The 23,475-nt window shown below is 63.3% G+C and carries 22 protein-coding genes and 1 riboswitch; of the genes, 17 read left to right on the forward strand and 5 right to left on the reverse strand.

Annotated features, from left to right (window positions below; all coding sequences use genetic code 11):
• Positions 1–199 precede the first annotated feature (199 nt).
• The 3 genes from ACI2JX_RS00185 to purM are packed head-to-tail and all read right to left on the reverse strand — an operon-like array spanning position 200 to position 2,630.
• A complete protein-coding gene (locus ACI2JX_RS00185) occupies positions 200–910 on the reverse strand; it encodes a DUF3108 domain-containing protein (protein ID WP_404689102.1) in 711 nt (236 codons plus the stop codon).
• Positions 911–918: 8 nt separating this feature from the next.
• Positions 919–1,572 carry a phosphoribosylglycinamide formyltransferase gene (purN, locus tag ACI2JX_RS00190; protein WP_404689103.1) on the reverse strand — a complete coding sequence of 218 codons (654 nt, stop codon included), beginning with the start codon at positions 1,570–1,572 and terminating at the stop codon, positions 919–921.
• Positions 1,572–2,630, reverse strand: a complete 1,059-nt coding sequence (purM, locus tag ACI2JX_RS00195; RefSeq protein WP_186554651.1) for a phosphoribosylformylglycinamidine cyclo-ligase — start codon at positions 2,628–2,630, stop codon at positions 1,572–1,574. The genes purN and purM overlap by 1 nt, the downstream gene beginning before the upstream one ends.
• A 341-nt stretch (positions 2,631–2,971) precedes the next feature.
• Between purM and ACI2JX_RS00200 the strand changes: the two genes are divergently transcribed.
• From ACI2JX_RS00200 to ACI2JX_RS00225, 6 genes are all read left to right on the forward strand, one after another.
• Positions 2,972–4,042, forward strand: a complete 1,071-nt coding sequence (locus ACI2JX_RS00200; protein WP_368972444.1) for a DUF2066 domain-containing protein — start codon at positions 2,972–2,974, stop codon at positions 4,040–4,042.
• Between the two features lie 15 nt (positions 4,043–4,057).
• Positions 4,058–5,131: an AI-2E family transporter gene (locus tag ACI2JX_RS00205; protein WP_264235828.1), complete on the forward strand. Its 1,074-nt coding sequence runs from the start codon at positions 4,058–4,060 to the stop codon at positions 5,129–5,131.
• 167 nt (positions 5,132–5,298) lie between these two features.
• A complete protein-coding gene (hda, locus tag ACI2JX_RS00210; protein WP_186554653.1) occupies positions 5,299–6,003 on the forward strand; it encodes a DnaA regulatory inactivator Hda in 705 nt (234 codons plus the stop codon).
• Positions 6,004–6,130: 127 nt separating this feature from the next.
• Positions 6,131–6,769, forward strand: coding sequence for a C40 family peptidase (locus ACI2JX_RS00215; protein ID WP_264235741.1), 639 nt, complete (start codon positions 6,131–6,133; stop codon positions 6,767–6,769).
• 135 nt (positions 6,770–6,904) lie between these two features.
• Positions 6,905–7,441 carry a C40 family peptidase gene (locus ACI2JX_RS00220; RefSeq protein ID WP_368972445.1) on the forward strand — a complete coding sequence of 179 codons (537 nt, stop codon included), beginning with the start codon at positions 6,905–6,907 and terminating at the stop codon, positions 7,439–7,441.
• Between the two features lie 840 nt (positions 7,442–8,281).
• On the forward strand, positions 8,282–10,843 hold the full coding sequence (locus tag ACI2JX_RS00225; RefSeq protein WP_404689104.1) for a dermonecrotic toxin domain-containing protein: 2,562 nt from the start codon (positions 8,282–8,284) through the stop codon (positions 10,841–10,843).
• Positions 10,844–10,849: 6 nt separating this feature from the next.
• Here the strand turns inward: ACI2JX_RS00225 and ACI2JX_RS00230 are convergent, their stop codons facing one another.
• Entirely contained in the window at positions 10,850–11,767 is a 918-nt protein-coding gene (locus ACI2JX_RS00230; protein WP_264235744.1) for a LysR family transcriptional regulator, read from the reverse strand.
• 124 nt (positions 11,768–11,891) lie between these two features.
• Between ACI2JX_RS00230 and ACI2JX_RS00235 the strand changes: the two genes are divergently transcribed.
• Both ACI2JX_RS00235 and ACI2JX_RS00240 read left to right on the forward strand, forming a co-directional pair.
• A complete protein-coding gene (locus ACI2JX_RS00235; protein ID WP_186554658.1) occupies positions 11,892–12,950 on the forward strand; it encodes a tartrate dehydrogenase in 1,059 nt (352 codons plus the stop codon).
• 81 nt (positions 12,951–13,031) lie between these two features.
• Positions 13,032–14,342, forward strand: coding sequence for a dicarboxylate/amino acid:cation symporter (locus tag ACI2JX_RS00240; protein WP_404689105.1), 1,311 nt, complete (start codon positions 13,032–13,034; stop codon positions 14,340–14,342).
• A gap of 39 nt (positions 14,343–14,381) precedes the next feature.
• On the opposite strand, the gene ACI2JX_RS00245 is transcribed toward ACI2JX_RS00240, so the two are convergent.
• A complete protein-coding gene (locus tag ACI2JX_RS00245) occupies positions 14,382–14,960 on the reverse strand; it encodes a hypothetical protein (protein ID WP_368972449.1) in 579 nt (192 codons plus the stop codon).
• 152 nt (positions 14,961–15,112) lie between these two features.
• Positions 15,113–15,320: riboswitch (cobalamin riboswitch) on the forward strand.
• Positions 15,321–15,441: 121 nt separating this feature from the next.
• Between ACI2JX_RS00245 and cobO the strand changes: the two genes are divergently transcribed.
• Genes cobO through cobC form a run of 9 tightly spaced genes read left to right on the forward strand, consistent with a single transcriptional unit; the run spans position 15,442 to position 23,474 of the window.
• The gene (gene cobO, locus ACI2JX_RS00250; RefSeq protein WP_392466188.1) at positions 15,442–16,053 is read left to right on the forward strand and encodes a cob(I)yrinic acid a,c-diamide adenosyltransferase; all 612 of its coding nucleotides are present in this window, start codon (positions 15,442–15,444) and stop codon (positions 16,051–16,053) included.
• Positions 16,050–17,345: a cobyrinate a,c-diamide synthase gene (locus tag ACI2JX_RS00255; protein WP_404689106.1), complete on the forward strand. Its 1,296-nt coding sequence runs from the start codon at positions 16,050–16,052 to the stop codon at positions 17,343–17,345. Before cobO ends, ACI2JX_RS00255 begins: the two co-directional genes overlap by 4 nt.
• Complete coding sequence (bluB, locus tag ACI2JX_RS00260) at positions 17,342–17,992, forward strand: 5,6-dimethylbenzimidazole synthase (RefSeq protein ID WP_264235749.1); 651 nt, start codon at positions 17,342–17,344, stop codon at positions 17,990–17,992. Before ACI2JX_RS00255 ends, bluB begins: the two co-directional genes overlap by 4 nt.
• On the forward strand, positions 17,989–18,897 hold the full coding sequence (gene cbiB / locus ACI2JX_RS00265) for an adenosylcobinamide-phosphate synthase CbiB (protein ID WP_404689107.1): 909 nt from the start codon (positions 17,989–17,991) through the stop codon (positions 18,895–18,897). The genes bluB and cbiB overlap by 4 nt, the downstream gene beginning before the upstream one ends.
• Positions 18,890–19,882 (forward strand): threonine-phosphate decarboxylase CobD, encoded by a 993-nt coding sequence (gene cobD / locus ACI2JX_RS00270; protein WP_404689108.1) that lies wholly within the window; start codon positions 18,890–18,892, stop codon positions 19,880–19,882. The genes cbiB and cobD overlap by 8 nt, the downstream gene beginning before the upstream one ends.
• Positions 19,879–21,333, forward strand: a complete 1,455-nt coding sequence (locus ACI2JX_RS00275; RefSeq protein ID WP_404689109.1) for a cobyric acid synthase — start codon at positions 19,879–19,881, stop codon at positions 21,331–21,333. The genes cobD and ACI2JX_RS00275 overlap by 4 nt, the downstream gene beginning before the upstream one ends.
• 1 nt (position 21,334) lies before the next feature.
• On the forward strand, positions 21,335–21,856 hold the full coding sequence (gene cobU, locus ACI2JX_RS00280; protein ID WP_368972453.1) for a bifunctional adenosylcobinamide kinase/adenosylcobinamide-phosphate guanylyltransferase: 522 nt from the start codon (positions 21,335–21,337) through the stop codon (positions 21,854–21,856).
• Complete coding sequence (gene cobT, locus ACI2JX_RS00285) at positions 21,853–22,908, forward strand: nicotinate-nucleotide--dimethylbenzimidazole phosphoribosyltransferase (protein WP_404689110.1); 1,056 nt, start codon at positions 21,853–21,855, stop codon at positions 22,906–22,908. The genes cobU and cobT overlap by 4 nt, the downstream gene beginning before the upstream one ends.
• Entirely contained in the window at positions 22,905–23,474 is a 570-nt protein-coding gene (gene cobC, locus ACI2JX_RS00290; RefSeq protein WP_404689111.1) for an alpha-ribazole phosphatase family protein, read from the forward strand. The genes cobT and cobC overlap by 4 nt, the downstream gene beginning before the upstream one ends.
• Position 23,475 lies beyond the last annotated feature (1 nt).

Genomic DNA, 23,475 nt, shown 5'->3' on the forward strand with positions numbered 1-23,475 from the left:
AAAAATTCGATTTTTTTTTTTTTTTTTTCGGGGTGGTTGTTGTTGGGGGGGGGGGGGTTGGCCCGGGTTTTGGATTACCACAATAACCCTTTGGGGGGGGCCACCCCCGCTCCCACGCGCCATGTATCACCCAATACCAAAGGCAAAAAAGAAACCCCGCGCGCGGCGGGGTTTGTGTGTCAGCAACAAGCCCAGGCGATCAGTTACCCTTCACCGACTTGCCATCGACCGTGCCATCCTGCAGCACGATCACGTACTCTTTGCCATCAGTTTCGACCTGACGCAGTTGCACCAGCAGGTAGTCCCAGTCCTTGGCGAACCACAACTCGGTGATGCGCTTGCTTTGGCTCGGGTCGCGCACGCGCTCGACCTTGACTGCATCGACCTGGCCGGTCTTGGTGCTGACTTTCTCAGTGCCCAGCACGCGGAAGTCGTAGGTGTCGATCTCGTCACCGTCGACCACCTGATAGGTCATGCTCTTCTTGCCAGCGGCCACATCATGCTGCAGCGCCAACTGATAGGACGACTTGTCCAGCACGCCGCGGTTGAGCGGCAGGCTGATGGCATCGCCACGGTCGCTACCGGTGACCTTCTTCGCGGTCCAGTCGAAGTCCAGATCGACTTTCTTCGCTTTGCCCAGGCCGCCACGCTCGAAGTGGTACTTCTGTGGCAGCAGGGTGTCGTTGTCCAGGCGCAGGGTGCTTTGCTCGGTGAGGCTGGCAATCATCATGGAAGCCATGAAATTAAGGTCCCAGGTACCATTGGCATTCTTCACCAGGCTACGTTCAGCGGTGCCGCTCATGGGCAGCTGCTTCCAGTCGGCGGTGTAGCTGGCCGAGAACGGCTTCAGATCGGCTGCCTGGAGGGGCAGGGCAAGCACGGCGAGAGCCAAGAGCAGGGCGCGACGCATAAATTCTCCTAGGGTCGAATCAAGTGACCGCTGGCCGCCAGCGGCTGGCCATCCAGTAATGCACCGTGTTCGCCAAGACGCAAGCGCCCTTGAGCGAACCAGCGCACCGCCAGCGGGTAGATCTGGTGTTCCTGATGGTGAACCCGGTTGGCCAGGCTTTGCACGGTGTCGTCTGGCGCTACCGCAACCACTGCCTGTACGACCAGTGGCCCGCCATCGAGTTCCTCGGTGACAAAGTGCACGCTGCAGCCGTGCTCGGTATCACCCGCCTCCAGCGCACGCTGGTGGGTATGCAGGCCCTTGTATTTGGGCAGCAACGAGGGGTGGATGTTGAGCAGGCGGCCCTGGTAGTGGCGCACGAAGTCGCCACTGAGGATGCGCATGAAGCCAGCCAGGACCACCAGGTCAGGCTGCATGCCGTCGATCAGCGCCATCAGCGCTGCATCGAAGGCTTGGCGCCCATCGAAACCCTGGTGTTGCAGCACTGCGGTGTCGATCCCGGCGGCCTTGGCCCGTTCCAGGCCATAGGCGTCGGCGCGGTTGGAGATCACCCCGCGAATCTGCACCGGGCTGTCTTGACCCAGGCTGCTGTCGATCAGCGCTTGCAGGTTGCTGCCGGAACCCGACAGCAGTACCACGACGTTGCAGGTCTTGCTCGGCATCAGTGTGCCTTGAGGTTTTGCAGCTCGACCTGGGCAGCGCCTTCGGCGGCATCGGCGATCTGGCCGATGACCCATGGCTGCTCACCCGCTGCGCGCAGCACGTTCAGGGCGTTGTCGACCTGATCCTGAGCGACGCAGATGACCATGCCAACGCCGCAGTTCAGTACGCGGTGCATTTCGTGCTCGTCGACGTTGCCTTTTTCCTGGAGGAAATCGAATACGGCCGGACGCTGCCAGCTGGCCACGTCGATGATCGCCTGGGCGTTCTTCGGCAGCACGCGTGGGATGTTGTCGAGCAGGCCACCACCGGTGATGTGGGCCATGGCTTTTACCGCGCCGGTGTCTTTGATCAGCTTGAGCAGCGGCTTGACGTAGATGCGGGTCGGGGCCATCAGCAGGTCAGCCAGCGGCTTGCCGTCGAGCTGGGTGCTGTCGATGTCGGTGTTGGACACTTCGAGGATCTTGCGGATCAGCGAGTAGCCATTGGAATGCGGGCCGGAGGAGGGCAGGGCGATCAGCGCATCGCCGCTGGCGACTTTCGAGCCGTCGATGATCTCGGCCTTTTCCACCACGCCGACGCAGAAGCCGGCCAGGTCGTAGTCTTCACCTTCGTACATGCCTGGCATTTCGGCGGTTTCACCACCGACCAGGGAGCAGCCAGCCAGTTCACAGCCAGCGCCGATGCCGGTGACCACGGTCGCGGCGACGTCGACATTGAGCTTGCCGGTGGCGTAGTAGTCGAGGAAGAACAGCGGCTCGGCACCACAGACCACCAGGTCGTTGACGCACATGGCGACCAGGTCCTGGCCGATACTGTCGTGCTTGTTCAGGTTCAGCGCCAGGCGCAGTTTGGTGCCGACGCCATCGGTGCCGGAGACCAGAACCGGCTGCTTGTAGCCGGCCGGGATCTCGCAGAGGGCGCCGAAGCCGCCCAGGCCACCCATGACTTCAGGGCGTGCGGTGCGCTTGGCCACGCCCTTGATGCGTTCGACCAGTGCTTCGCCGGCGTCGATGTCTACACCGGCGTCCTTGTAGCTCAGGGAGGGTTGCTTGCTCATTGATCCAGGCCTTTAGGAGGGAGGGATTCAGGAAAACGACCGCGACGGCCAAGGCCGGCTGTTGAAGCGGCGGCTGCCTGTTCGTCACTGGTCTGCGAAGGCGCGCGATTTTATCAGGGTTGCCGGGCAGCGGCCATCCTCAGGCCGACCGACTGGCCGGGAATCGATTAAAAAACCTTGTTTAGGCGTGCGCGACTGGTTGCCACGCCAGCGCCTGTATAAGGTATAGAAAAGGCGGCGGACTCTGATTGCTGGCGTGAAGGAGCGATTTTCTCACGCGGTGGTCTGAGCCGGCAGGCGCGATGTTCGCCGTCACTTAGCTCACTGGACAGGAATCCTCCATGCGTTTTCTCAACTACCTGGCCGCCGGTTGCCTGGCCCTGGTCGGCACTGCCGCCCAGGCCGAGGCGGTATCCGGGCTGTATCAAGTTCGCGAACCGCTGCAAGGGCAGGGCAGCGAAGCGCGTACCCAGGCCACTCGCCAAGCCCTGGATACCTTGGTACTGCGCTTGACCGGCGACCCCAAGGCGCCGCAGAGCCCGGCCCTGGCCGCGCTGCGTAGCGACCCGCAGCAGATCATCAATCAGGTCGGTAGCGATGCTGGCCCGCCGGAGAGCGTGCTGGTGGAGTTCGACCCCGGCAGCACCGAGCGCGCCCTGCGCAAGGCGGGCCTGGCCCTGTGGGGCAATAACCGGCCCGCGATTCTCGGCTGGTGGTTGAATGACAGTGTCGATGGCAGCAGCCTGGTCGGCGACGGCCAAAGCGCTGCCGAACCGCTGCGCCGCGCCGCCCAGCACCGTGGCCTGCCGCTGCGCCTGCCATTGGCTGATTTGCAAGAGCAACTGGTCGCCACCCCCAAGCAGCTGGAAGGCAAGGACCCGGCGCCGCTGCGCGAGGCCTCCGAGCGCTATGGCGCCGATGCCCTGCTGGCGGTGCACGCCCATGAAGCCGACGGCAAGTGGCAGGGCAAATGGCAGCTGTGGCTGGGGGATCAGCGCGAACAAGGCGATGCCGAAGGCACTGATCAGGCCGCGTTGGCCGATGCGGTCATGCTCGCAGTCAGCAACCGCCTGGCACCGCGCTATGTCACCCGCCCGGGAGCCAGCAGTGAGCTGCAAGTGCAAGTGCAGGGCATGAACCTGCAGCGCTACGCTGAACTCAGCCGTGTGCTCGAGCCCTATGGCCCGCGCTTGCAGATGGTCGATGGCGCCACGCTGACCTATGCCGTCACCGGCAATCGTGAGCAGCTGCGCGCCCAATTGGGCCTGGCCAAGCTTCAGGAACTGCCAGCCGAACAACCGGCCAGCCCGGCTAATCCGCCAGCGCCCGCAGCACAGCCTGGGGCCGAGCAGCCTGCGGCGGTTCAGGCCGCTGCGCCCAAGCCGTTCGACGGCCTGCGTTTTGCCTGGTAAGGATGCGTGCAAATGATGACTGACCCGCGTCGCTGGGTATGGCTGGGCGTGGCCCTGCTGATCGCCGTGCTGCTATATAGCCTGCACAACATTCTTTCTCCGTTTCTGGTCGGCATTCTCCTGGCGTATCTGGCCGACCCGCTGGTCGATCGCCTGGAACGCCTGGGCCTGTCGCGTACCTGGGGCGTGGTGGTGGTGTTCAGCCTGTTCACCTTGATCTTCATGGCCATGTTGCTGGTGCTGATCCCGATGCTGGCCAAGCAGTTGGTGCGCCTGTACGAACTGACGCCGCAAATGCTCGACTGGCTGCAGCATGTTGCGCTGCCTTGGGTACAGAGCCGCCTGGGCCTGGCCGACGGCTTCTGGAAGTTCGACAAGATCAAGGCCGCGGTCGGCGCGCACATGGGCCAGACCACCGACATCGTCGGCATGCTGCTGTCGCAGGCCACTGCTTCGAGCCTGGCGCTGATGGCGTGGCTGGCCAACCTGGTGCTGATTCCGGTGGTGGGCTTCTACTTGCTACGCGACTGGGACGTGATGATGGCCAAGCTGCGCAGTCTGCTGCCACGCCAGCGTGAGTCGCAGGTGATGGGCCTGGCGGGCGAATGCCATGAAGTACTCGGCGCCTTCGTGCGTGGCCAGTTGCTGGTGATGCTGGCGCTGGGCGTGATCTATTCCAGCGGCTTGATGCTGGTAGGCCTGGAACTGGGTCTGTTGATCGGTCTGTTGGCCGGGCTTGCGGCGATCGTGCCGTACATGGGCTTCATCATTGGCATCGGCGCCGCTTTGATTGCCGGGTTGTTCCAGTTTGGCGGCGATCCGTATCCGCTGCTGGGCATCGTCGCGGTGTTCATGATCGGCCAGGTGCTCGAGGGCATGGTGCTGACACCGATGCTGGTGGGCGATCGCATTGGCCTGCATCCGGTGGCGGTGATCTTCGCGATTCTGGCCGGGGGCGAGCTGTTTGGCTTTACCGGGGTGCTGCTGGCCTTGCCCGTGGCGGCAGTGATCATGGTGCTGCTGCGTCATGTGCATGACCTGTACAAGGAGTCGGACATGTACGGCGGCGAGGTCGATCCGGACCTGTGACACCGTCAGGGGCCGTGCAAAAGGCCCCTTTTTTTGCATTTTTACCGCGCAACTCATTGATTTTACTTGCGCTCTTGCGCTCGCCGATTGTGCCGCCCGCGCTGCGGGTATAGACTTTGCACACTGTTCACCAAAGGCCCCCGTGGTCCTCGCGACCGTCAGCCAGCATGAAACCGATCCAGTTGCCCCTGGGTGTGCGTCTGCGCGATGACGCTACCTTCATCAACTACTATCCGGGCGCCAATGCCGCGGCATTAGGCTACGTCGAGCGGCTATGTGAAGCCGACGCCGGCTGGACCGAGAGCCTCATTTATTTATGGGGCAAACAGGGTGTGGGCCGAACTCACCTGTTGCAGGCCGCCACCCACCGTTTCCAGCAACGCGGCGAACCTGCCGTGTACCTGCCGCTGGCGCAATTGCTCGAGCGCGGCGTAGAGCTGCTCGACCACCTCGAACAATACGAGCTGGTGTGCATCGACGACTTGCATGTGATCGCTGGCAAAGCCGATTGGGAAGAGGCCATGTTCCACCTCTTCAACCGCCTGCGCGACAGTGGCCGGCGCCTGCTCTTGGCGGCCTCCAGCTCGCCGCGGGAGCTGCCGATCAAACTGCCTGACCTCAAGTCGCGCCTGACCTTGGCGCTGATCTTCCAGATGCGTGGCCTGTCCGATGAAGACAAGCTGCGCGCCTTGCAACTGCGGGCTTCGCGCCGTGGCTTGCACCTGACCGATGAGGTCGGCCATTTCATCCTCACCCGTGGCGCGCGCAGCATGAGTGCACTGTTCGATCTGCTCGAACGCCTCGATCAGGCCTCGCTGCAGGCCCAGCGCAAACTGACCATCCCGTTCCTCAAGGAAACCCTCGGCTGGTAAGTCCTTGAAAACAGCGGGCCAGAGCGTTGCGTAGGAAAAGTCACATCTTTTTCGATAAAATTTGCAAATGGCCATGATAGAGGGCATAGTCTCACCCTTCTAAAGGATTACAGACACGGTCGTGCCCATGCTCAAGCGCTTCGCACCCCTCGTGCCACTCGCACTCGTGACCCTGCTTTTTGGCTGCGCGGCTCATGGCCCGGTTTCCCAGCCTCAGGATCAACCCCAGGTCGCCGCCCATTCCGCGGTCATGGCCAATGCTTCGGCCTCTTCGGTTTTCGCTGAAGAGCCAGTGGCCACTGAAGAAGACCTCGACGCCTTTTCCAGCACCAGCAAGCCGTACCAGTTGCCAGTCCTTGCCGACAGCATCCTGGAACGTGGCATGTCGCTGATCGGCACTCGCTATCGCTTTGGCGGTACCTCGGAGAAATCCGGTTTCGACTGCAGCGGTTTCATCGGTTATCTGTTCCGTGAGGAAGCCGGCATGACCCTGCCGCGCTCGACCCGCGAGATGATCAACGTCGATGCGCCCAAGGTTGCCCGGAACAAACTCAAGCCAGGTGATCTGCTGTTCTTCAGCACCAATGGCCGTGGCCGCGTCAGCCATGCAGGCATCTACCTGGGTGACAATCAATTCATCCACTCCAGCAGCCGCCGCAGCGGTGGTGTGCGCATCGACAACCTCGGTGACCGCTACTGGAGCAAGACCTTCATCGAGGCCAAGCGCGCCCTGGCCATGGCGCCGACCACGATCTCGCGCAACTGATAGCGAATTGCTATATTCTCTCGCGGCGGCGATGCTGAAAAGCTCGCCGCCGTGCGCATTTACAGAAAGCGTCTAATCTAATTTCTCAACTCTTTTCGGCTACGGTCGATCGGTCTCTGACAGGAAGTTTTGGCCATGGTGATGATGGCGCGCTTCGCATTACTTTCCCTGGTGGCGTTGCTGGCTGCCTGCTCCAGCCGCGCGCCTGCACCGGCGCCGGTGGTCAAGCCACAAACTACCTTCAATCAACAAGTTAGCGCCTCGCCGGTGGCGGAAGATGTGCTGTTCCGGGCGATTGGCTTGGTCGGTACGCCCTATCGTTGGGGCGGTAATACGCCCGATTCAGGGTTCGATTGCAGTGGCTTGATTGGCTATGTGTACCGCGATGCTGCGGGGATCAGTTTGCCGCGTTCGACGCGGGAGATGATCGTCATGCGCGCGCCTACCGTGGATCAGAAGGCGCTGCAGTCGGGGGATCTGGTGTTCTTTGCGACGAACGGTGGGTCGCAGGTTAGCCATGCCGGAATTTATGTGGGGGAGGGGCGCTTTGTTCATGCGCCTTCCACGGGTGGGACAGTGCGTCTGGATTATCTTTCCAATAGCTACTGGGCCAAGGCTTATTTGCAGGCCAAGCGGATCATCCCACCGGGGCATTTGGCGCAGAATCCCTGATTTGTATTGTTTGTTCTGGCCTCTTCGCGGGCAAGCCCGCTCCCACAGGCATCGCGCCGTTGTTCCGGTGGCGGTGAGTCTGTGGGAGCGGGCTTGTCCGCGAAAAGGCCAGAGTAGTCATTGCCGGCAAGGTCGGTTCTAACAGAAAGACAGTTGCTCCCACAGGCACCGCGCCGTTGTTCCGGTTGGCGGTGAGTCTGTGGGGGCGGGCTTGCCCGCGAAGAGGCCGGAGTAGTCATCGACGATTCCACTTTCGCACCAACTGGCTGGCGATGCCCGACTCAGCCGGGGGTTACGCATCCTTCGCCGGCAAGGTCGGTTCTCACAGAAAGACAGTTGCTTCCACAGGCACCGCGCCTTTGTTCCGGTTGGCGGTGAGTCTGTGGGAGCGGGCTTGCCCGCGAAGAGGCCGGAGTAGTCATCGACGATTCCACTTTCGCACCAACTGGTTGGCGATGCCCGACTCAGCCGGGGTTACGCATCCATCGCCGGCAAGGTCGGTTCTCACAGAATGACAGTTGCTCCCACAGGCACCGCGCCGTTGTTCTGGTTGGCGGTGAGCCTGTGGGAGCGGGCTTGCCCGCGAAGAGGCCGGAGTAGTCATCGACGATTCCACTTTCGCACCAACTGGCTGGCCCATCGCCGGGCCCTCCCATTAAAAAAAGCCAGTCCTGGGCATCGTCAACATGCCTGCTGTCCTCCAGCGTTGGTCTGCGTAAATTCAGGGGGCTGGCCGACGCTGCAGGTCATTTGGCAATTATGGGCACACACACATGTACCGCCTGATGCACACCTGACTGTCCATGATGGGCGCCTGATAATCAGGCCAGGAGGTGGCCATTGAACGGGATCAAGGACAAGAAACAGCGTCAACTACAGTCGCTGGATGTGGCGCGGTCGTTGATACAGGTGGTGGAAGATTTTTTGCGTGACTATCCCGACCCTTATGTATTGGCACGCAAGCATGCAGCGCGAATAGTGCTTAAACATACCGGCAAGGCGATCGACCCGCGCTTCGTCTGGTGGCACCGGTTCGAGACCTCCAGTTCCAGCAGCCGTAGCTTCAACGGCTGGCAGCACAGCGGCCCGCCAGTGAAATCTGTCACCCTCACCGAACTGGTTGTCGAGCGCTTCGAGCTACGTTTTCAAGATGCCAGTGACGAGTTGGACCTCTATGGCGGCTTCTACAAGCAAGGGCCACAGGCTGCTCATTTCGATGAACGCAACGAAGTGCGCATGCTGGGCAGTGCGGTACAGCAAGATCTGTGGGCATTGGATTTCGCCGAGGTGTACCGCGCAGAGGTCGCCCAGTTCTGGGCAACGCAGACTGTCAATGTACAGGTACTGGCCAAGATCAATCTGCTCGGCGAATGCGTCAAGGCCGTCCGCGCGGGGCGCATCAGTCCGGCGGATGCCACGACTTTGCGTGCCATGGCAGCTGACGGGTTGGAGTCCTCGGGACAACTGCCGAGCCTCTTGCAGTTACGCCAAGACAGCACCAGTGGCTCGCTGGCAGTAAGTCGGTACGCATTGGGACGTGGGGACAACGCTTGCATCTACAGTTTTCGCGCAGACAGTGGTCGCGTGCTGCTGTATCTGCCCTGGTCGACAGAGGCGCTGCGAGCGTTCGAGAGCGAACTGGCCATGGCTGGATGGTTGCGCGGCGAATTGAAGAGCACGCAGGGGCTGCAAGGGTTTCTCAGCAATCTGCTGACCAATCCACGCGACAAGTCGCTTGCTGAGTTGGTCCGAGTAACGCTTCGGGCAATCGCCAACACCCGTTCCGATCAGGCCGCCCTGGCGTTGCTGGCGCTTCAAGAGGTGCAGATCAGCCAAGACATCTTCGTTTACCTGGCCGCACAGGCCCGCGCCCAGATGCAGGACAGTGCAGCGATCATGCTGGATAACGCCGGGCTGCGCGAGGCGATGTGGAGTGGCTATCTTGCCGCGTTCCTGAATGTATTCGGTGGCTTCGCACCCCTGGGCTGGCCGGTGACCCTGGTGTTGCTCGGTGCTGCGGTGGCAAAACTTGGCCTAGGAGTGGACATATCCCTGCATGCGCCCGGTGAAGAGGCGCGCAAAGCCGCTTTGCGGGATGCGTTGCTCGACAGCCTGTTCGCCGCTTTGAATATGGCTGATCTGGGCTTTCAGTCCAGTTATGCCTCGTTGGCCTACCAGGCACCGTTCCACGAGGCCAATGCATCGCTGTCACAGTGGACTGTTTGCTCTACGCCCGACGCCGTTCTTGCGGGTAAAGAAAGCAATGCGCTGAGCAGCGGCGAGCATATCAGCAGTGGACGCTTGTCGGGGCTGCGGGTCACCCCTGACGGCGCTTGCTGGATTATGTTGCGTGGGTTGTCCTATCGCGTGCGTTATAGCCATGAATTGTCTGTCTGGCTCATCGTCTCAGCGGACAAGCCCTTTGCCTTTGGTCCCTTGCTACCGGTACGCCAGAATGATTTCGGTGAGTGGGAGTTGCTCGAGCCCCCCAGGCTGCTAGGCGGAAGCCCGCCGCCAGTATCGGGTATACCCAGCCGTACTTCAGCGCTGTGGGACGAGTACATGAAGACTCACGGCGTCCGCAGCAAGCACTTGTCGGCGCAAGCACGAGCACGTCACAAAAAAATTCTGCTTGCATCGGGCATCCCTAGCCTGAGCCCGGATGCGACGCTGGATGTCGACAGTCACGGATTGTCCTGCGTCATGCTCAACGGCAAACCGCAGTACTCGTTTCGCTACCAAGGCGGGGAGTTCGTCAACTTCCTGATCGAGTACTACACCGATGAGGAATCGCAGATCAATCAGGTTTTTCGCGAAGGGGTGCATCGCTACGACGACTGCGCAAGCTACATCGACGATCTGGCTGACACCCTCGAATCATTGCCCAAGAGCAATGCGGTGACGCTGTATCGCGGTGGCCATGGCGGGCGTGGCACCAGTGGTGAGCACTTTCGCCGTGGCCAGTTGAGTGTCGGTGATATATTGGTCAATACCGACCTGACGTCCTTTACCGAAAACCCCTACCTGGTGCGCCAGTTTTCCTCGTCAAGCACGGTCGGAGAAGCTAGCGGCCTGGATGGATCGTTCGACGATACCTCGGTGGTATTCGAACTGCCGGAAGGGCGTTATCAGAGCGGTACCCCGATCAGTGCATTTTCCATGTACTGGGATGAGGCAGAAACCTTGTTCTTGCCAGGGCATTACTTTCGTATCGACCAGCTGGAGCAAGTGTACGGTGATGGCTACCGGTTCATCCATGTGTCGCTGAGCCAGATCGACAAGCCAGCCGCCGGATCGGTGTACGACATGCGCACAGGTGAGCTGTTCGACCGCGCGGCCTACATTGCCAAAGTAAAATCCTCGGCATTGGTCGAGCGCTTTTTCCCAGTCGTTACCCAGTAGCGGTTGTTACTGGACATCCTCCAGATCCAGATGATCGATGCGCTCAAAACGTTCGATCAAAAAGTCGATCAGACGCCGAACCCGCGTCGAGAGATGTAACTGCTGCGGGTACACCGCATAGACGTCGGCGCGGCTAGGTGTCTGGTCTTCGAGTAGCAAACGCAAGCGCCCGCTACGCACGTAGCGGGCGATGTCCCATTCGGCGCGCAGCAGGATGCCATGCCCTTGCAACGCCCAGTTCAGCGCCACTTCACCATCGTTGCAGCTCAGGGCGCCTTGCACCTTGACGGTCTGCGTTCGCCCGCCGCTGGTGAAGCTCCACACGCCATAGGGCGACTCGTTCTGGCGCAGGAAAATGCAGTTGTGCTGGGCCAGGTCGGTCAGCTTCGACGGCGTGCCGTATTTGTCCAGATACAGCGGTGAGGCGCACAACAGGCGCCGATTGGAGGCGATCTTGCGTGCATGGAACGAGGCGTCGGGCAGGCTGCCAAAGCGGATGCCCAGGTCGAAGCCATGACTGGCCAGGTCCAGCGGATGATCGCTGATTTCAAGTTGCACTTCGATATCCGGATAACGCGCGTAGAAGTCGGCGAGCGCCGGGCCGATGTAGCGTCGGCCGAAGCCCAGCGAGGCGTTTACCCGGATCAGCCCCTTGGGCTCGGCGCGATGACGGCCAAGCAATTGCTCGACTTCATCGACCTGCACCAGGATCCGCGCCGCGTGGGCAAAGTACAGCTCGCCTTCAGCAGTCAGGCTCATCGAGCGAGTCGTGCGATTGACCAAGCGCACCCCCAGGCGCGCTTCCAAAGCGCTCAAGCGCTTGCTCACCGCCGGGGGCGTAACCCCCAGCTCACGGGCAGTCGCGGCCAGGCTGCCTTGCTTGGCCAGCAGGTGAAAAAAGCCCAAGTCCTGTGTTGGATTCATTGTTAACCCTGAGTTATCTATGTAGTAATCCAGGGTTAACTGCTGCCCTGATTTCACTACATATACTCGGCCCATACCCGTCAGGACAAGCCCGGCGGGGCACAACAACAATGGGAATCGAGACATGAGCAACTACAAGATCGCAGCAATCCCAGGTGACGGCATCGGCGTGGAAGTGATCGCCGCAGGCGTTGAAGTGCTCAAGGCGCTGGCAGCCAAGCGCGGCACCTTCGGCCTGGACTTCGAGCATTTCGACTGGGGCTCGGAGCGCTACCTGCGAGAAGGCCAGTACATTCCCGAAGGTGGCCTTGAGGCGCTGAAGTCCTTCGATGCGATCTTCTTCGGCGCCGTCGGCAGCCTGGAGGTAGCCGACCATGTCTCGCTGTGGGGCCTGCGTCTGCCGATCTGCCAGGGCTTCGATCAATATGCCAACGTGCGCCCGGCGCGGGTCTTGCCGGGGGTGACCAGCCCGCTGGCCAAGGGCAAGGCGATCGACTGGGTGATCGTGCGGGAAAACTCAGAAGGCGAGTACTCCGGCAGTGGCGGGCGGGTGCATCAGGGACTGCCGATCGAGGTCGCCACCGAGGTGTCGACCTTCACCCGCGTCGGCGTCGAGCGAATTCACCGTTTTGCCTTCGAGCTGGCCCGCAGCCGCCCGGCCAAGCACCTGACCCTGGTGACCAAATCCAATGCCCAGCGCCACGGCATGGTGCTGTGGGATGAGGTGTTCGCCGAAGTCGCTCAAGACTATCCGGACGTGCGCACCACCCGTGAACTGGTCGATGCGGTGACCACCACCATGGTGCTCAAGCCTGAGCAACTGGACGTGGTGGTGGCCACCAACCTGCATGCCGACATCCTCTCCGACCTGGCCGCCGCGCTGTCCGGCAGCCTGGGTATCGCGCCGACCGCCAACCTCAATCCAAGCCGCGATTTCCCCTCGATGTTCGAGCCAATCCACGGTTCGGCCTTCGACATCACCGGCAAAGGCGTGGCCAACCCCATCGCCACCTTCTGGACGGCGGTGATGATGCTCGAGCACCTGGGCGAAACGGCGGCGGCGGCTGAATTGATGTCCGCCATCGAAGCGGTGACCGAGAGCGGCCTGCACACCCCAGACCTGGGCGGCAAGGCCACTACCCGTGAGGTCACCGATGCGGTGCTGGCGCTGATCCGCCGCTGATTCGCGCGACTTGCGCTGCGGGGCCGGTAACCGCCAGGCCCCAAGGCACTCCTGAACAAAAACAACAATCAGGGCCAAATCATGAAACGCATGCTCAGCAAGCTGTACGTGCAAGTCCTGCTCGCCGTCATCATCGGTGCTATCGTCGGCGTGCTCTGGCCGCAGACCGGCGAGGCGCTCAAGCCGATTGGCGATGCCTTCATCAAACTGATCAAGATGCTCCTGGCACCGGTGATCTTCCTCACCGTGGTCACCGGCATCGCCCGCATGGAAAACATGAAAGAGCTGGGGCGGGTGGGCTTTCGCGCGCTGATCTACTTCGAGGTGGTGTCGACCCTGGCGCTGGTGATCGGCCTGCTGGTAGTGCAGGTGTTCCAGCCGGGCGCAGGCATGAACATCGACCCGGCGAGCCTGGATAGCGGCAGCATCGCCAGCTACACCGCCGCTGCCAAGCACAGCTCGTTCCTCGACTTTGTCCTGGGGATCATCCCCGACACCGTGGTCGATGCCTTTGCCAAGGGCAATATCCTGCAGATCCTGCTGTTCTCCATTCTGCTTGGCGTGGCCCTGGCCAAGGCCGGTCCGAAGGCGCAGCTGTTTGTCGACAACCTCGACAGCTTGATGCGCGGCATGTTCGTGGTGGTCAACATGGTCATGCGCCTGGCCCCGATCGGGGCATTCGGGGCGATTGCCTTCACCATCGGCAAGTACGGTTTCGAGTCGCTGTTCTCGCTGGGCAAGCTGATGGCCTGCGTGTACCTGACCTGCTTTGCCTTTGTGGTGGTGATCCTCGGGCCGATCTGCCGCTGGGCTGGCTTCAGCTTGTGGAAGTTCCTGCGCTTCATCAAAGAGGAGCTGTTCACCGTGCTCGGCACCAGCTCGTCTGAATCGGTGCTGCCGCAGATGATCGCCAAGATGGAACAGGCCGGGGTGTCCAAGCCCGTGGCAGGGATGATCATCCCCTCGGGGCTGACCTTCAACCCCGACGGCCAGGCGATCTACTACACCATCGCGGCGATTTTCATTGCCCAGGCGACCAACACGCCGCTGAGCTTCAGCGATCAGCTGATCGTGCTGGCGGTGTTGATGTTTACCTCCAAGGGCTCGGCTGGGGTGACGGGGTCGGGGTTCATCATCCTCGCAGCGACCCTGGCTTCGCTGGGCACCATCCCGGTGGCTGGGATGGTCTTGCTGTTGGGCGTGGACCGGTTCATGTCCGAGGCGCGGGCGATCACCAATACCATTGGCAATGGTGTCGGGACGCTGGCGATTGCCAAGTGGGTGGGGGCGCTGGACAAGGACAAGTTGCGCGAGGCGATGGAAGCAGAGTTGGCGGTGAAGCAGCAGGAGTCTGCTGCTGGCACCGTTCTTTTGCCTGAGCGATCGGTGTAAGGGGGCCGCTGCCAGGGGCTGCAATGCAGCCCCAAGTCTTCAGCCCTGCTTCACCATCAATGCCACCCCCGGAAAATACTGGCCCAGTTCGTTATGCAACTTGCGATACGCATACGGGAAATACCAAGCCACCACACACGCCGTGTGCTTTTGCAGATCATCCACCAGATCTTGCAGCTCCTCGGGGCTGGCATGCTGTCCCGCCTTCCACGGGCTGATGAACAACGCGCCGGCCTTGAGCTGACTGGGGTAGGCAATAGGCTTGGCCAGCGCCGTCGCCTCCTGCAGCGCCGCGTTCAAATCCAGCCGGGCAATCCGCGGCCAGCGCTGGCTGGCACGCAAATGAATCGACTCCTCAGCGTTGCTGATGGACAGATCGCAGCGCCCCTCACGCTCACCCTCATCACGCTGCTTCTTGCTCTGGTACTGCTCCAGCGCCACCAGTTCAGCCTGCCAGGCCGCCGCAGCCAGCATGCCGACGTTGGCCGCCGCGCCATGCCAGTAAGGCGCCTCATTGTCGCCCTGGACCTGATTGAAGCGGTCGATGCAATCGACCCAGCGCTCCAGTGCCGGGCGCAGGAACTCCAGGCGCGGGTTGTTGATGATCAGACCTTGCATGCTGCGCTCTCCTTATCGTTATTGGTCGCGTTCAGCTGAAAGTAATGGCTATGTGATATCACTGCTGACAGTCTGGCACAAGCTGCCGGATCGGCCATTGATCCAGGCCAAATCGGCCTTGTTTCATTGACGCTCCCGGTGCAACCCTCTAACCTTCGCGGCGTGTTTCAGGTGCCCTGCAGGCTGCGGTCTGGCGGGGTGAAACTGGGAAGCCGGTGGTATTCCGGCGCTGCCCCCGCAACGGTAGGTGAGTCAAGGTCGCGCATGGCCACTGGGTTGAATGACCCGGGAAGGCGCGCGGCGCAGAAGCCCGCGCTTCGCTCACGAGCCCGGAGACCGGCCTGTTACTGCCAATGGCATCACGGAGGGTGATGCGCGGTTGCCTGTGGCGTGGGTCACGGCGCCTGCGCGTTCTCCGTTTGCCTGCCTATCGATCTGTCGCCGCGCCCTTGCGTGCGTCGCCAGCCAGCGGAGAACCCTGATGAGCGAAACCCCCGAACGTGACGAACGCCACCTGGCGCGCATGCAGCGCAAAAAGGCGATCATCGACGAGCGTATCGCCAATTCCCCCAACGAATGCGGCCTGCTGCTGGTGCTGACCGGCAATGGCAAGGGCAAGAGCAGTTCGGCCTTTGGCATGTTGGCCCGGGCCTTGGGCCATGGCATGCAATGCGGCGTGGTGCAGTTCATCAAAGGCCGCAACAGCACCGGCGAGGAGCTGTTCTTCCGCCGCTTCCCCGAGCAAGTGCGCTACCACGTGATGGGTGAGGGCTTTACCTGGGAAACCCAGGACCGCCAGCGCGATATCGCCGCCGCCGAAGCCGCCTGGGCGGTCTCGCGCCAATTGCTGCAAGACCCATCGATTCAATTCGTCGTGCTCGACGAGCTGAACATCGCCCTCAAGCACGGCTACCTCGACCTCGATCAGGTACTGACCGACATCCAGGCTCGTCCGCCCATGCAGCACGTCATCGTCACCGGGCGTGCAGCCAAGCCGGAGATGATCGAGCTGGCTGACACCGTCACTGAGATGGGCATGCTCAAGCACGCCTTCCAGGCTGGCATCCGGGCGCAGAAGGGCGTGGAACTATGAGCCAAACCCGGCATTGTCCGGCGGTGCTGATCGCGGCACCGGCTTCCGGCCAGGGCAAGACCACGGTCACCGCTGCTCTGGCACGCCTGCACCGTAACCTTGGACGTAAGGTCCGGGTGTTCAAGTGCGGGCCTGATTTTCTCGACCCGATGATTCTCGAGCGCGCCAGTGGTGCCCCGGTGTACCAGCTGGACCTGTGGATGATCGGCGCCGAGGAAAGTCGCCGCCTGCTCTGGGAGGCAGCGCTTGATGCCGACCTGATCCTGATCGAAGGCGTCATGGGGCTGTTCGACGGCACCCCATCGAGCGCTGATCTGGCGCGCCATTTCGGTGTGCCGGTGCTGGCCGTGATCGACGGCACGGCCATGGCCCAGACCTTTGGTGCGCTGGCGCTGGGGCTGGCGCGTTACCAGGCGGATTTGCCGTTTGCCGGGGTGCTGGCCAACCGAGTCGGCAGCCTGCGGCATGCCCAGTTGCTCGAAGGTAGCCTTACTGAAGGCCTGCGCTGGTATGGCGGGCTGTCTCGTGAACGCGGGATCGAGCTGCCCAGCCGCCACTTGGGGCTGGTGCAAGCGAGCGAATTGAACGATCTGGACCTGCGTCTGGACGCCGCCGCCCAAGCACTGGGCTCGAGCTGTGATGCAGCGCTACCGCCGCCGGTAGCGTTCGACGCCCCTCAACGCGCCGCAGCAGTGCCTTCGCTGGCCGGCCTGCGCATTGGCGTGGCCCAGGATGAGGCGTTCGCCTTCACCTATGGCGCCAACCTCGACCTGTTGCGCGAGATGGGTGCCCAGCTCGAATTGTTCTCGCCACTGCACGACCGCCAGTTGCCAGCGGTAGACAGCCTGTACCTGCCAGGTGGTTATCCTGAACTGCATCATCAGGCCCTGGCCGCCAATGCGCCGATGCTGGAAGCGATCCGCGCCCACCATGCCCAGGGCAAACCGCTGCTGGCCGAATGTGGCGGCATGTTGTACTTGCTCGATGCACTGACCGATGTCGCTGGCGAGCGTGCGCCACTGCTTGGCCTGCTGCCCGGCGAAGCGGTGATGCAAAAGCGCCTCGCCGCCCTGGCCTTGCAGGCGGTCGAGCTGCCGGAAGGCACCTTGCGCGGGCATACCTATCACCACTCGCTGACCACCACCTCGCTCGAACCCATCGCCCGTGGCTTGAGCCCCAACGGTGGGCGTGGCAACGAGGCGGTCTATCGCCTGGGGCGCCTGACGGCGTCGTATGTGCACTTCTACTTCCCTTCCAACCCTGACGCGGCGGCGGCGCTGCTGCGACCATGAGCGAGCACGCCTTCAGCGCGGCCGAGCGCGCCGCAGTCTACCGAGCCATTGGGGAGCGTCGCGACATGCGCCACTTTGCCGGTGGAGAGATCGCCCCGGCGCTGCTCACACGCCTGCTCAACGCCGCTCACCAGGCGCCAAGCGTCGGCTTGATGCAGCCTTGGCGCTTCATTCGCATCAGCCAACGTGAACTACGCGGGCGCATCCAGGCCCTGGTCGAACAGGAGCGGGCGCGCACCGCCGAGGCGCTCGGCGAGCGCTCCGATGAGTTCATGAAGCTCAAGGTCGAGGGCATCAACGACTGCGCCGAAGTGTTGGTCGCGGCATTGATGGACAACCGCGAGCCGCACATTTTCGGCCGCCGCACCTTGCCTGAAATGGACCTTGCCTCACTTGCCTGCGCCATCCAGAACCTGTGGCTGGCGGCGCGTGCCGAAGGCCTGGGAATGGGTTGGGTGTCGCTGTTCGACCCGCAGGCACTGGGCGAACTGCTGGGCATGCCAGCCGGTGCCAAGCCAGTGGCGGTGCTGTGTCTGGGCCCGGTACAGGCGTTCTACCCAGCGCCGATGCTGGTCATGGAAAATTGGGCCGAGCAACGCCCGTTAAGCGATATGCTCTATGACAACCAATGGGGAGTGCGCCGATGAGCGTGGCTTTGCTGACCGTGGCCGGGGTGGCCGTGGACGCTTTGCTGGGTGAACCGCAGCGCCGCCATCCGTTGGTGGCCTTCGGCAATTTCGCCTCGCGCCTGGAGCAGCGGCTCAATGCCGGCGGCAGGGGCTGGCGCAGTCATGGCGTTAGTGCCTGGTTCCTGGCGGTGGTGCCGCTGACCCTGCTGGCGCTGATCCTCTCTTGGTTGCCCTACCTCGGCTGGCTGGTCGAGGTGCTGGCGCTGTACTGCGCGCTCGGCCTGCGCAGTTTGGGCGAGCACATGCTGCCAGTAGCCGAGGCCTTGCGCCGTGGCGATCTGGATGAGGCCAGAAAGCGCGTGGGTTATCTGGTCAGCCGCGAGACCCGTGAGCTCGACGAGCCCGCTGTCGCGCGCGCAGCCACCGAGTCGGTGCTGGAGAATGGCAGCGATGCGGTGTTTGCCGCGTTGTTCTGGTTCATCGTTGCCGGCGCACCCGGTGTGGTGCTTTATCGCCTGAGCAATACCCTCGATGCCATGTGGGGTTATCGCAATGAGCGCTTCGAGCGCTTCGGCTGGGCCGCAGCGAAAATCGATGATGTGCTCAACTATATTCCCGCACGGCTGGTGGCCCTGACCTACGCACTGTTGGGCAAGACCCGCCTGGCGCTCAGCTGCTGGCGTCAGCAGGGGCCGCTGTGGGACAGCCCTAACGCCGGGCCGGTGATGGCCGCCGGCGCTGGTGCGTTGGGGGTCGAGTTGGGTGGCCCTGCGGTGTACCACGGCGAACTGCACGAGCGTCCGCGCCTGGGCCAAGGCCCGATGGCCGATGCCGATGCCATCGAGCGTGGCTGGGGCCTGGTGCAGCGCGGCGTCTGGCTGTGGCTGCTGGTGATCTGTCTGGGAGGCTACCTCAATGCTTGAACACGGAGGCCGCTTGCAGCGGGCCGTGCGTCACTACGGGATTGCCCGCGAGCAGTGGCTCGATCTGTCCAGCGGCATTGCCCCCTGGTCCTACCCGATCCCGCCCATTCCCATTGAGGCCTGGGCGCGCTTGCCTGAGACCGAAGATGGCCTGGAACAGGCGGCGCGCCGTTACTACGGGGCCGAGCACCTGTTGGCGGTGGCTGGCTCGCAGGCGGCGATTCAGGCGCTGCCACACTTGCGTGCGGCAGGTCGGGTCGGGGTGCTGGGGCCTTGTTATGCCGAGCACCCGTACGCTTGGCAACGTGCGGGCCACCAACTGGTGGAGCTTGACGATGAGCAGGTCGAACAGGCGCTCGACCGCCTGCAGGTGCTGCTGCTGGTCAACCCGAACAACCCCACTGGACGCACTGTACCGCGCGAGCGCCTGCTCGACTGGCATGCCCGCTTGGCCCGCCGTGGCGGCTGGCTGGTGGTCGATGAAGCGTTCATGGACAACACCCCAGAGCACAGCGTGGTCGACTGCGCCGAGCGTGCAGGGTTGATCGTGCTGCGTTCGTTCGGCAAGTTTTTCGGTTTGGCCGGGGTGCGCCTGGGCTTCGTCATGGCTGAGCCGAGCTTGTTGCTGCGCCTGGCCGAGCTGCTTGGGCCGTGGACCGTTGCCGGTCCGACCCGAGTGCTGGGCCAAGCGTGCCTGGCCGATGAGCAGGCTCATGTCGCGCAGATCGTCAGTTGTCGGCAGGCCAGCCAACGCCTGGCAAGCCTGTTGAATGATGCAGGCCTGACGCCAAGTGGCGGTTGTGACCTGTTCCAGTACATCCGTGGCGAGCAGGCCGCGCGCCTGCATGACTTTCTCGCCCAGCGCGGCATCCTCGTGCGCTTGTTCGAGCACCCTGCGGCGGTGCGCCTCGGCCTGCCTGCCAGCGCGGCGGACGAACAGCGCCTGCGCTTGGCGCTCGATGATTACCAGAAGGAATCGGCATGACCACCCTCATGGTGCAAGGCACCACTTCCGATGCCGGCAAGAGCACGCTGGTCACCGCCTTGTGCCGCTGGCTGTTGCGCCAGGGCATTGCCGTGGTGCCGTTCAAGCCGCAAAACATGGCCCTTAACAGTGCGGTCACCGCCGACGGCGGCGAGATTGGCCGCGCCCAGGCGGTGCAAGCGCAGGCCTGTCGGCTGGCGCCACACACCGACATGAACCCGGTGCTGCTCAAGCCCAATAGCGATACCGGCGCCCAGGTGATCATCCACGGGCGGGCGGTCACCAGCATGAACGCCGTTGCCTACCACGACTACAAAGCCATCGCCATGCAGGCCGTGCTGGCCTCGCACCAGCGGCTGGCGGCTGCGTACCCGGTGGTGATGGTCGAAGGTGCCGGCTCGCCTGCCGAGATCAACCTGCGCGCTGGCGATATCGCCAACATGGGTTTTGCCGAGGCGGTCGACTGCCCGGTGATCCTGGTGGCCGACATCAATCGCGGCGGGGTGTTCGCCCACCTGGTCGGCACCCTGGAGCTGCTCTCGGCCAGCGAGCAGGCGCGGGTCAAAGGCTTTGTGATCAATCGTTTTCGCGGTGACATCGCCCTGTTGCAGCCGGGCCTGGACTGGCTCGAACAGCGCACCGACAAACCGGTGCTGGGCGTGCTGCCGTATGTCACCGACCTGCACCTGGAAGCCGAGGACGCCATCGACGTGCGTCAGCCGAGCAAGGCCGAGCAGGTACTCAAGGTGATCGTGCCGGTGCTGCCGCGGATCAGCAACCACACTGACTTCGACCCGCTGCGCCTGCATCCCCAGGTCGATTTGCAGTTCATCGGGCCCGGCCAACCTATCCCGCCCGCCGACCTGATCATCCTGCCGGGCTCCAAGAGCGTGCGCGCCGACCTGGCGCAGTTGCGCGAGCGTGGCTGGGACAGCGCCATCGCGCGCCATCTGCGCTACGGCGGCAAGCTGATCGGCATCTGCGGCGGCTTACAGATGCTCGGTGGCGAAGTGCGAGATCCGCTTGGCCTGGAAGGCCCACCGGGTACCAGTGCCGGCCTGGGCCTGCTCGACTACGTCACCGAGCTTGAGGCCGAGAAACAGCTGCGCAACGTCGCTGGCACCTTGCAGTTGGAGCAGTCGGCGGTTGCCGGCTATGAGATCCACGCGGGGGTGACCCGAGGCCCGGCCCTGGAGCAGCCTGCCGTGCACCTGGCCGATGGCCGCTGCGACGGCGCGATCAGCGCCGATGGGCAGATCCTCGCCACTTATTTGCACGGCCTGTTCGAAGGTAGCCAGTCGTGCGCCGCGCTGTTGCGCTGGGCCGGCCTGCAAGCGGTGCAAAGCATCGACTACGAGGCCCTGCGCGAACGCGATATCGAGCGCCTGGCCGACCTGATCGAGCAACACCTGGACACCGCGCACCTGCGCCAATTGTGTGGAGTCGCCTGAGATGCGCAACCTGATCCTTGGCGGTGCCCGCTCCGGCAAGAGTCGCCTGGCCGAACAACTGGCCCAGGACTCGGGCCTGGCGGTGACCTACATCGCCACCAGCGAGCCGCTCGATGGCGAGATGAATGCGCGGGTGCAGCTGCATCGCCAGCGCCGCCCCGATCACTGGGCGCTGATCGAACAGCCGCTGCAGCTGGCCGCGGTACTGCGCGCCGAGGCGGCGCCAGGACGCTGCCTGCTGGTGGACTGCTTGACCCTGTGGCTGACCAATCTGTTGATGCTCGACGACGACCAGCGCCTGGCGCAAGAGCGCGATGCGCTGCTCGACTGCCTGCAAAGCTTGCCGGGCACGATCATTCTGGTCAGCAATGAAACCGGCCTGGGCGTGGTGCCCATGGGCGAACTGACCCGCCGTTATGTCGATCTGGCCGGCTGGCTGCACCAGGCCGTAGCCGAGCGCTGCGAGCGCGTGGTGCTTACCGTCGCCGGCCTTCCTCTGATGCTCAAAGGACCTGCTCTATGACCCAATCGTGGTGGCGTGATGCCTGCCAAACTGTCGATAACGCCGCCATGGACCAGGCCCGCGCCCGTCAGCAGCAACTGACCAAACCCACCGGCTCGCTCGGTCAGCTAGAGGCCTTGGCAGTGACCCTGTCTGGCCTGCAAGGGCGTGAACGGCCGAGCCTGGAGCACGTTGCGATCAGCATTTTCGCGGGCGACCATGGCGTGGTCGAGGAGGGCATTTCGGCCTATCCGCAGGCGGTGACCGGGCAGATGCTGCGCAACTTCGTTTCTGGCGGCGCGGCGATCAGCGTACTGGCGCGCCAGCTCGAAGCGAGCCTGGAAGTGGTCGACCTCGGTACCATCGATCCCACCTTGCAGCTAGCGGGCGTACGCCATCTGCGTCTGGGCGCCGGTACGGCCAATTTTGCCCAGCGTCCGGCGATGACTGACGAGCAACTGCGGGCGGCGTTGCAGGCCGGTCGTGAAACGGCATTACGCGCTGCCGAGCAGGGCGCCCAGCTGTTCATCGGCGGTGAGATGGGCATCGGCAATACCACTGCGGCCGCAGCCGTGGCGAGCACCTTGCTCGGTTGCCCGGCACGTGAACTGAGCGGTCCAGGCACGGGTTTGGACACAGCAGGGGTGCGGCACAAGGCTGAGGTCATCGAGCGTGCCTTGCTCCTGCACGGGCTGCGTGCCGATGACCCATTGCAGGCGCTGGCGTGCGTCGGCGGCTTCGAAATCGCCGCACTGACGGGCGCCTACCTGGCCTGTGCCCAGCAGGGTGTGGCGGTGCTGGTCGATGGCTTTATCTGCAGCGTCGCCGCGTTGGTCGCGGTGCGCCTGAATCCGCACTGCCGTGCCTGGCTGCTGTTCGCCCACCAGGGCGCAGAGCCTGGACATCAGATGCTGCTCGCGGCCCTTGAGGCCGAGCCGCTGCTGGCCCTCGGCCTGCGCCTGGGCGAGGGCAGCGGCGCCGCGTTGGCGGTGCCATTGATGCGCTTGGCCTGTGCCCTGCACGGGCAGATGGCGACCTTTGCCGAAGCTGCGGTGGCGGACCGCCCGGCATGATCATCGACCTGCTGCGCCATGGTGAAACCGAGCTGGGTGGCGGCCTGCGCGGCAGCCTTGACGACGCCCTGACCGAACGGGGTTGGGCGCAGATGCGTGCGGCGGTCGAACAGGCCGGGCCGTGGCACGCGCTGGTCACTTCGCCGTTGCAACGCTGCGCGCACTTTGCTGACGAACTCGGCGCCCGCCTGGCGTTGCCGGTGCAGCTGGAAGCGGGCATCCGCGAGCTGCACTTCGGTGACTGGGAAGGGCGCAGTGCTGCGCAGATCATGGAGGATCAAGCCGATGCGCTTGGGCTGTTCTGGGCCGATCCCTATGCCTTCACCCCACCGGGCGGCGAGCCGGTCGAGGCCTTCGCTGACCGGGTGCTGACGGCCATCGAGCGTCTACACCGCGAGCATGCTGGCAAACAGCTGCTACTGGTGACCCATGGCGGGGTGATGCGCCTGCTGCTGGCCCGTGCGCGGGGGCTGCCCCGTGAGCAATTGCTACAGGTCGAAGTCGGCCATGGCGCGCTGGTGCGTCTGCAACTGGAAGAAAACGGACAACTGCGGGAGCTGCCCTGAG

The sequence above is a fragment of the Pseudomonas sp. NPDC088890 genome (assembly GCF_044900155.1).
In the GTDB taxonomy this organism is placed as follows: domain Bacteria; phylum Pseudomonadota; class Gammaproteobacteria; order Pseudomonadales; family Pseudomonadaceae; genus Aquipseudomonas; species Aquipseudomonas urmiensis.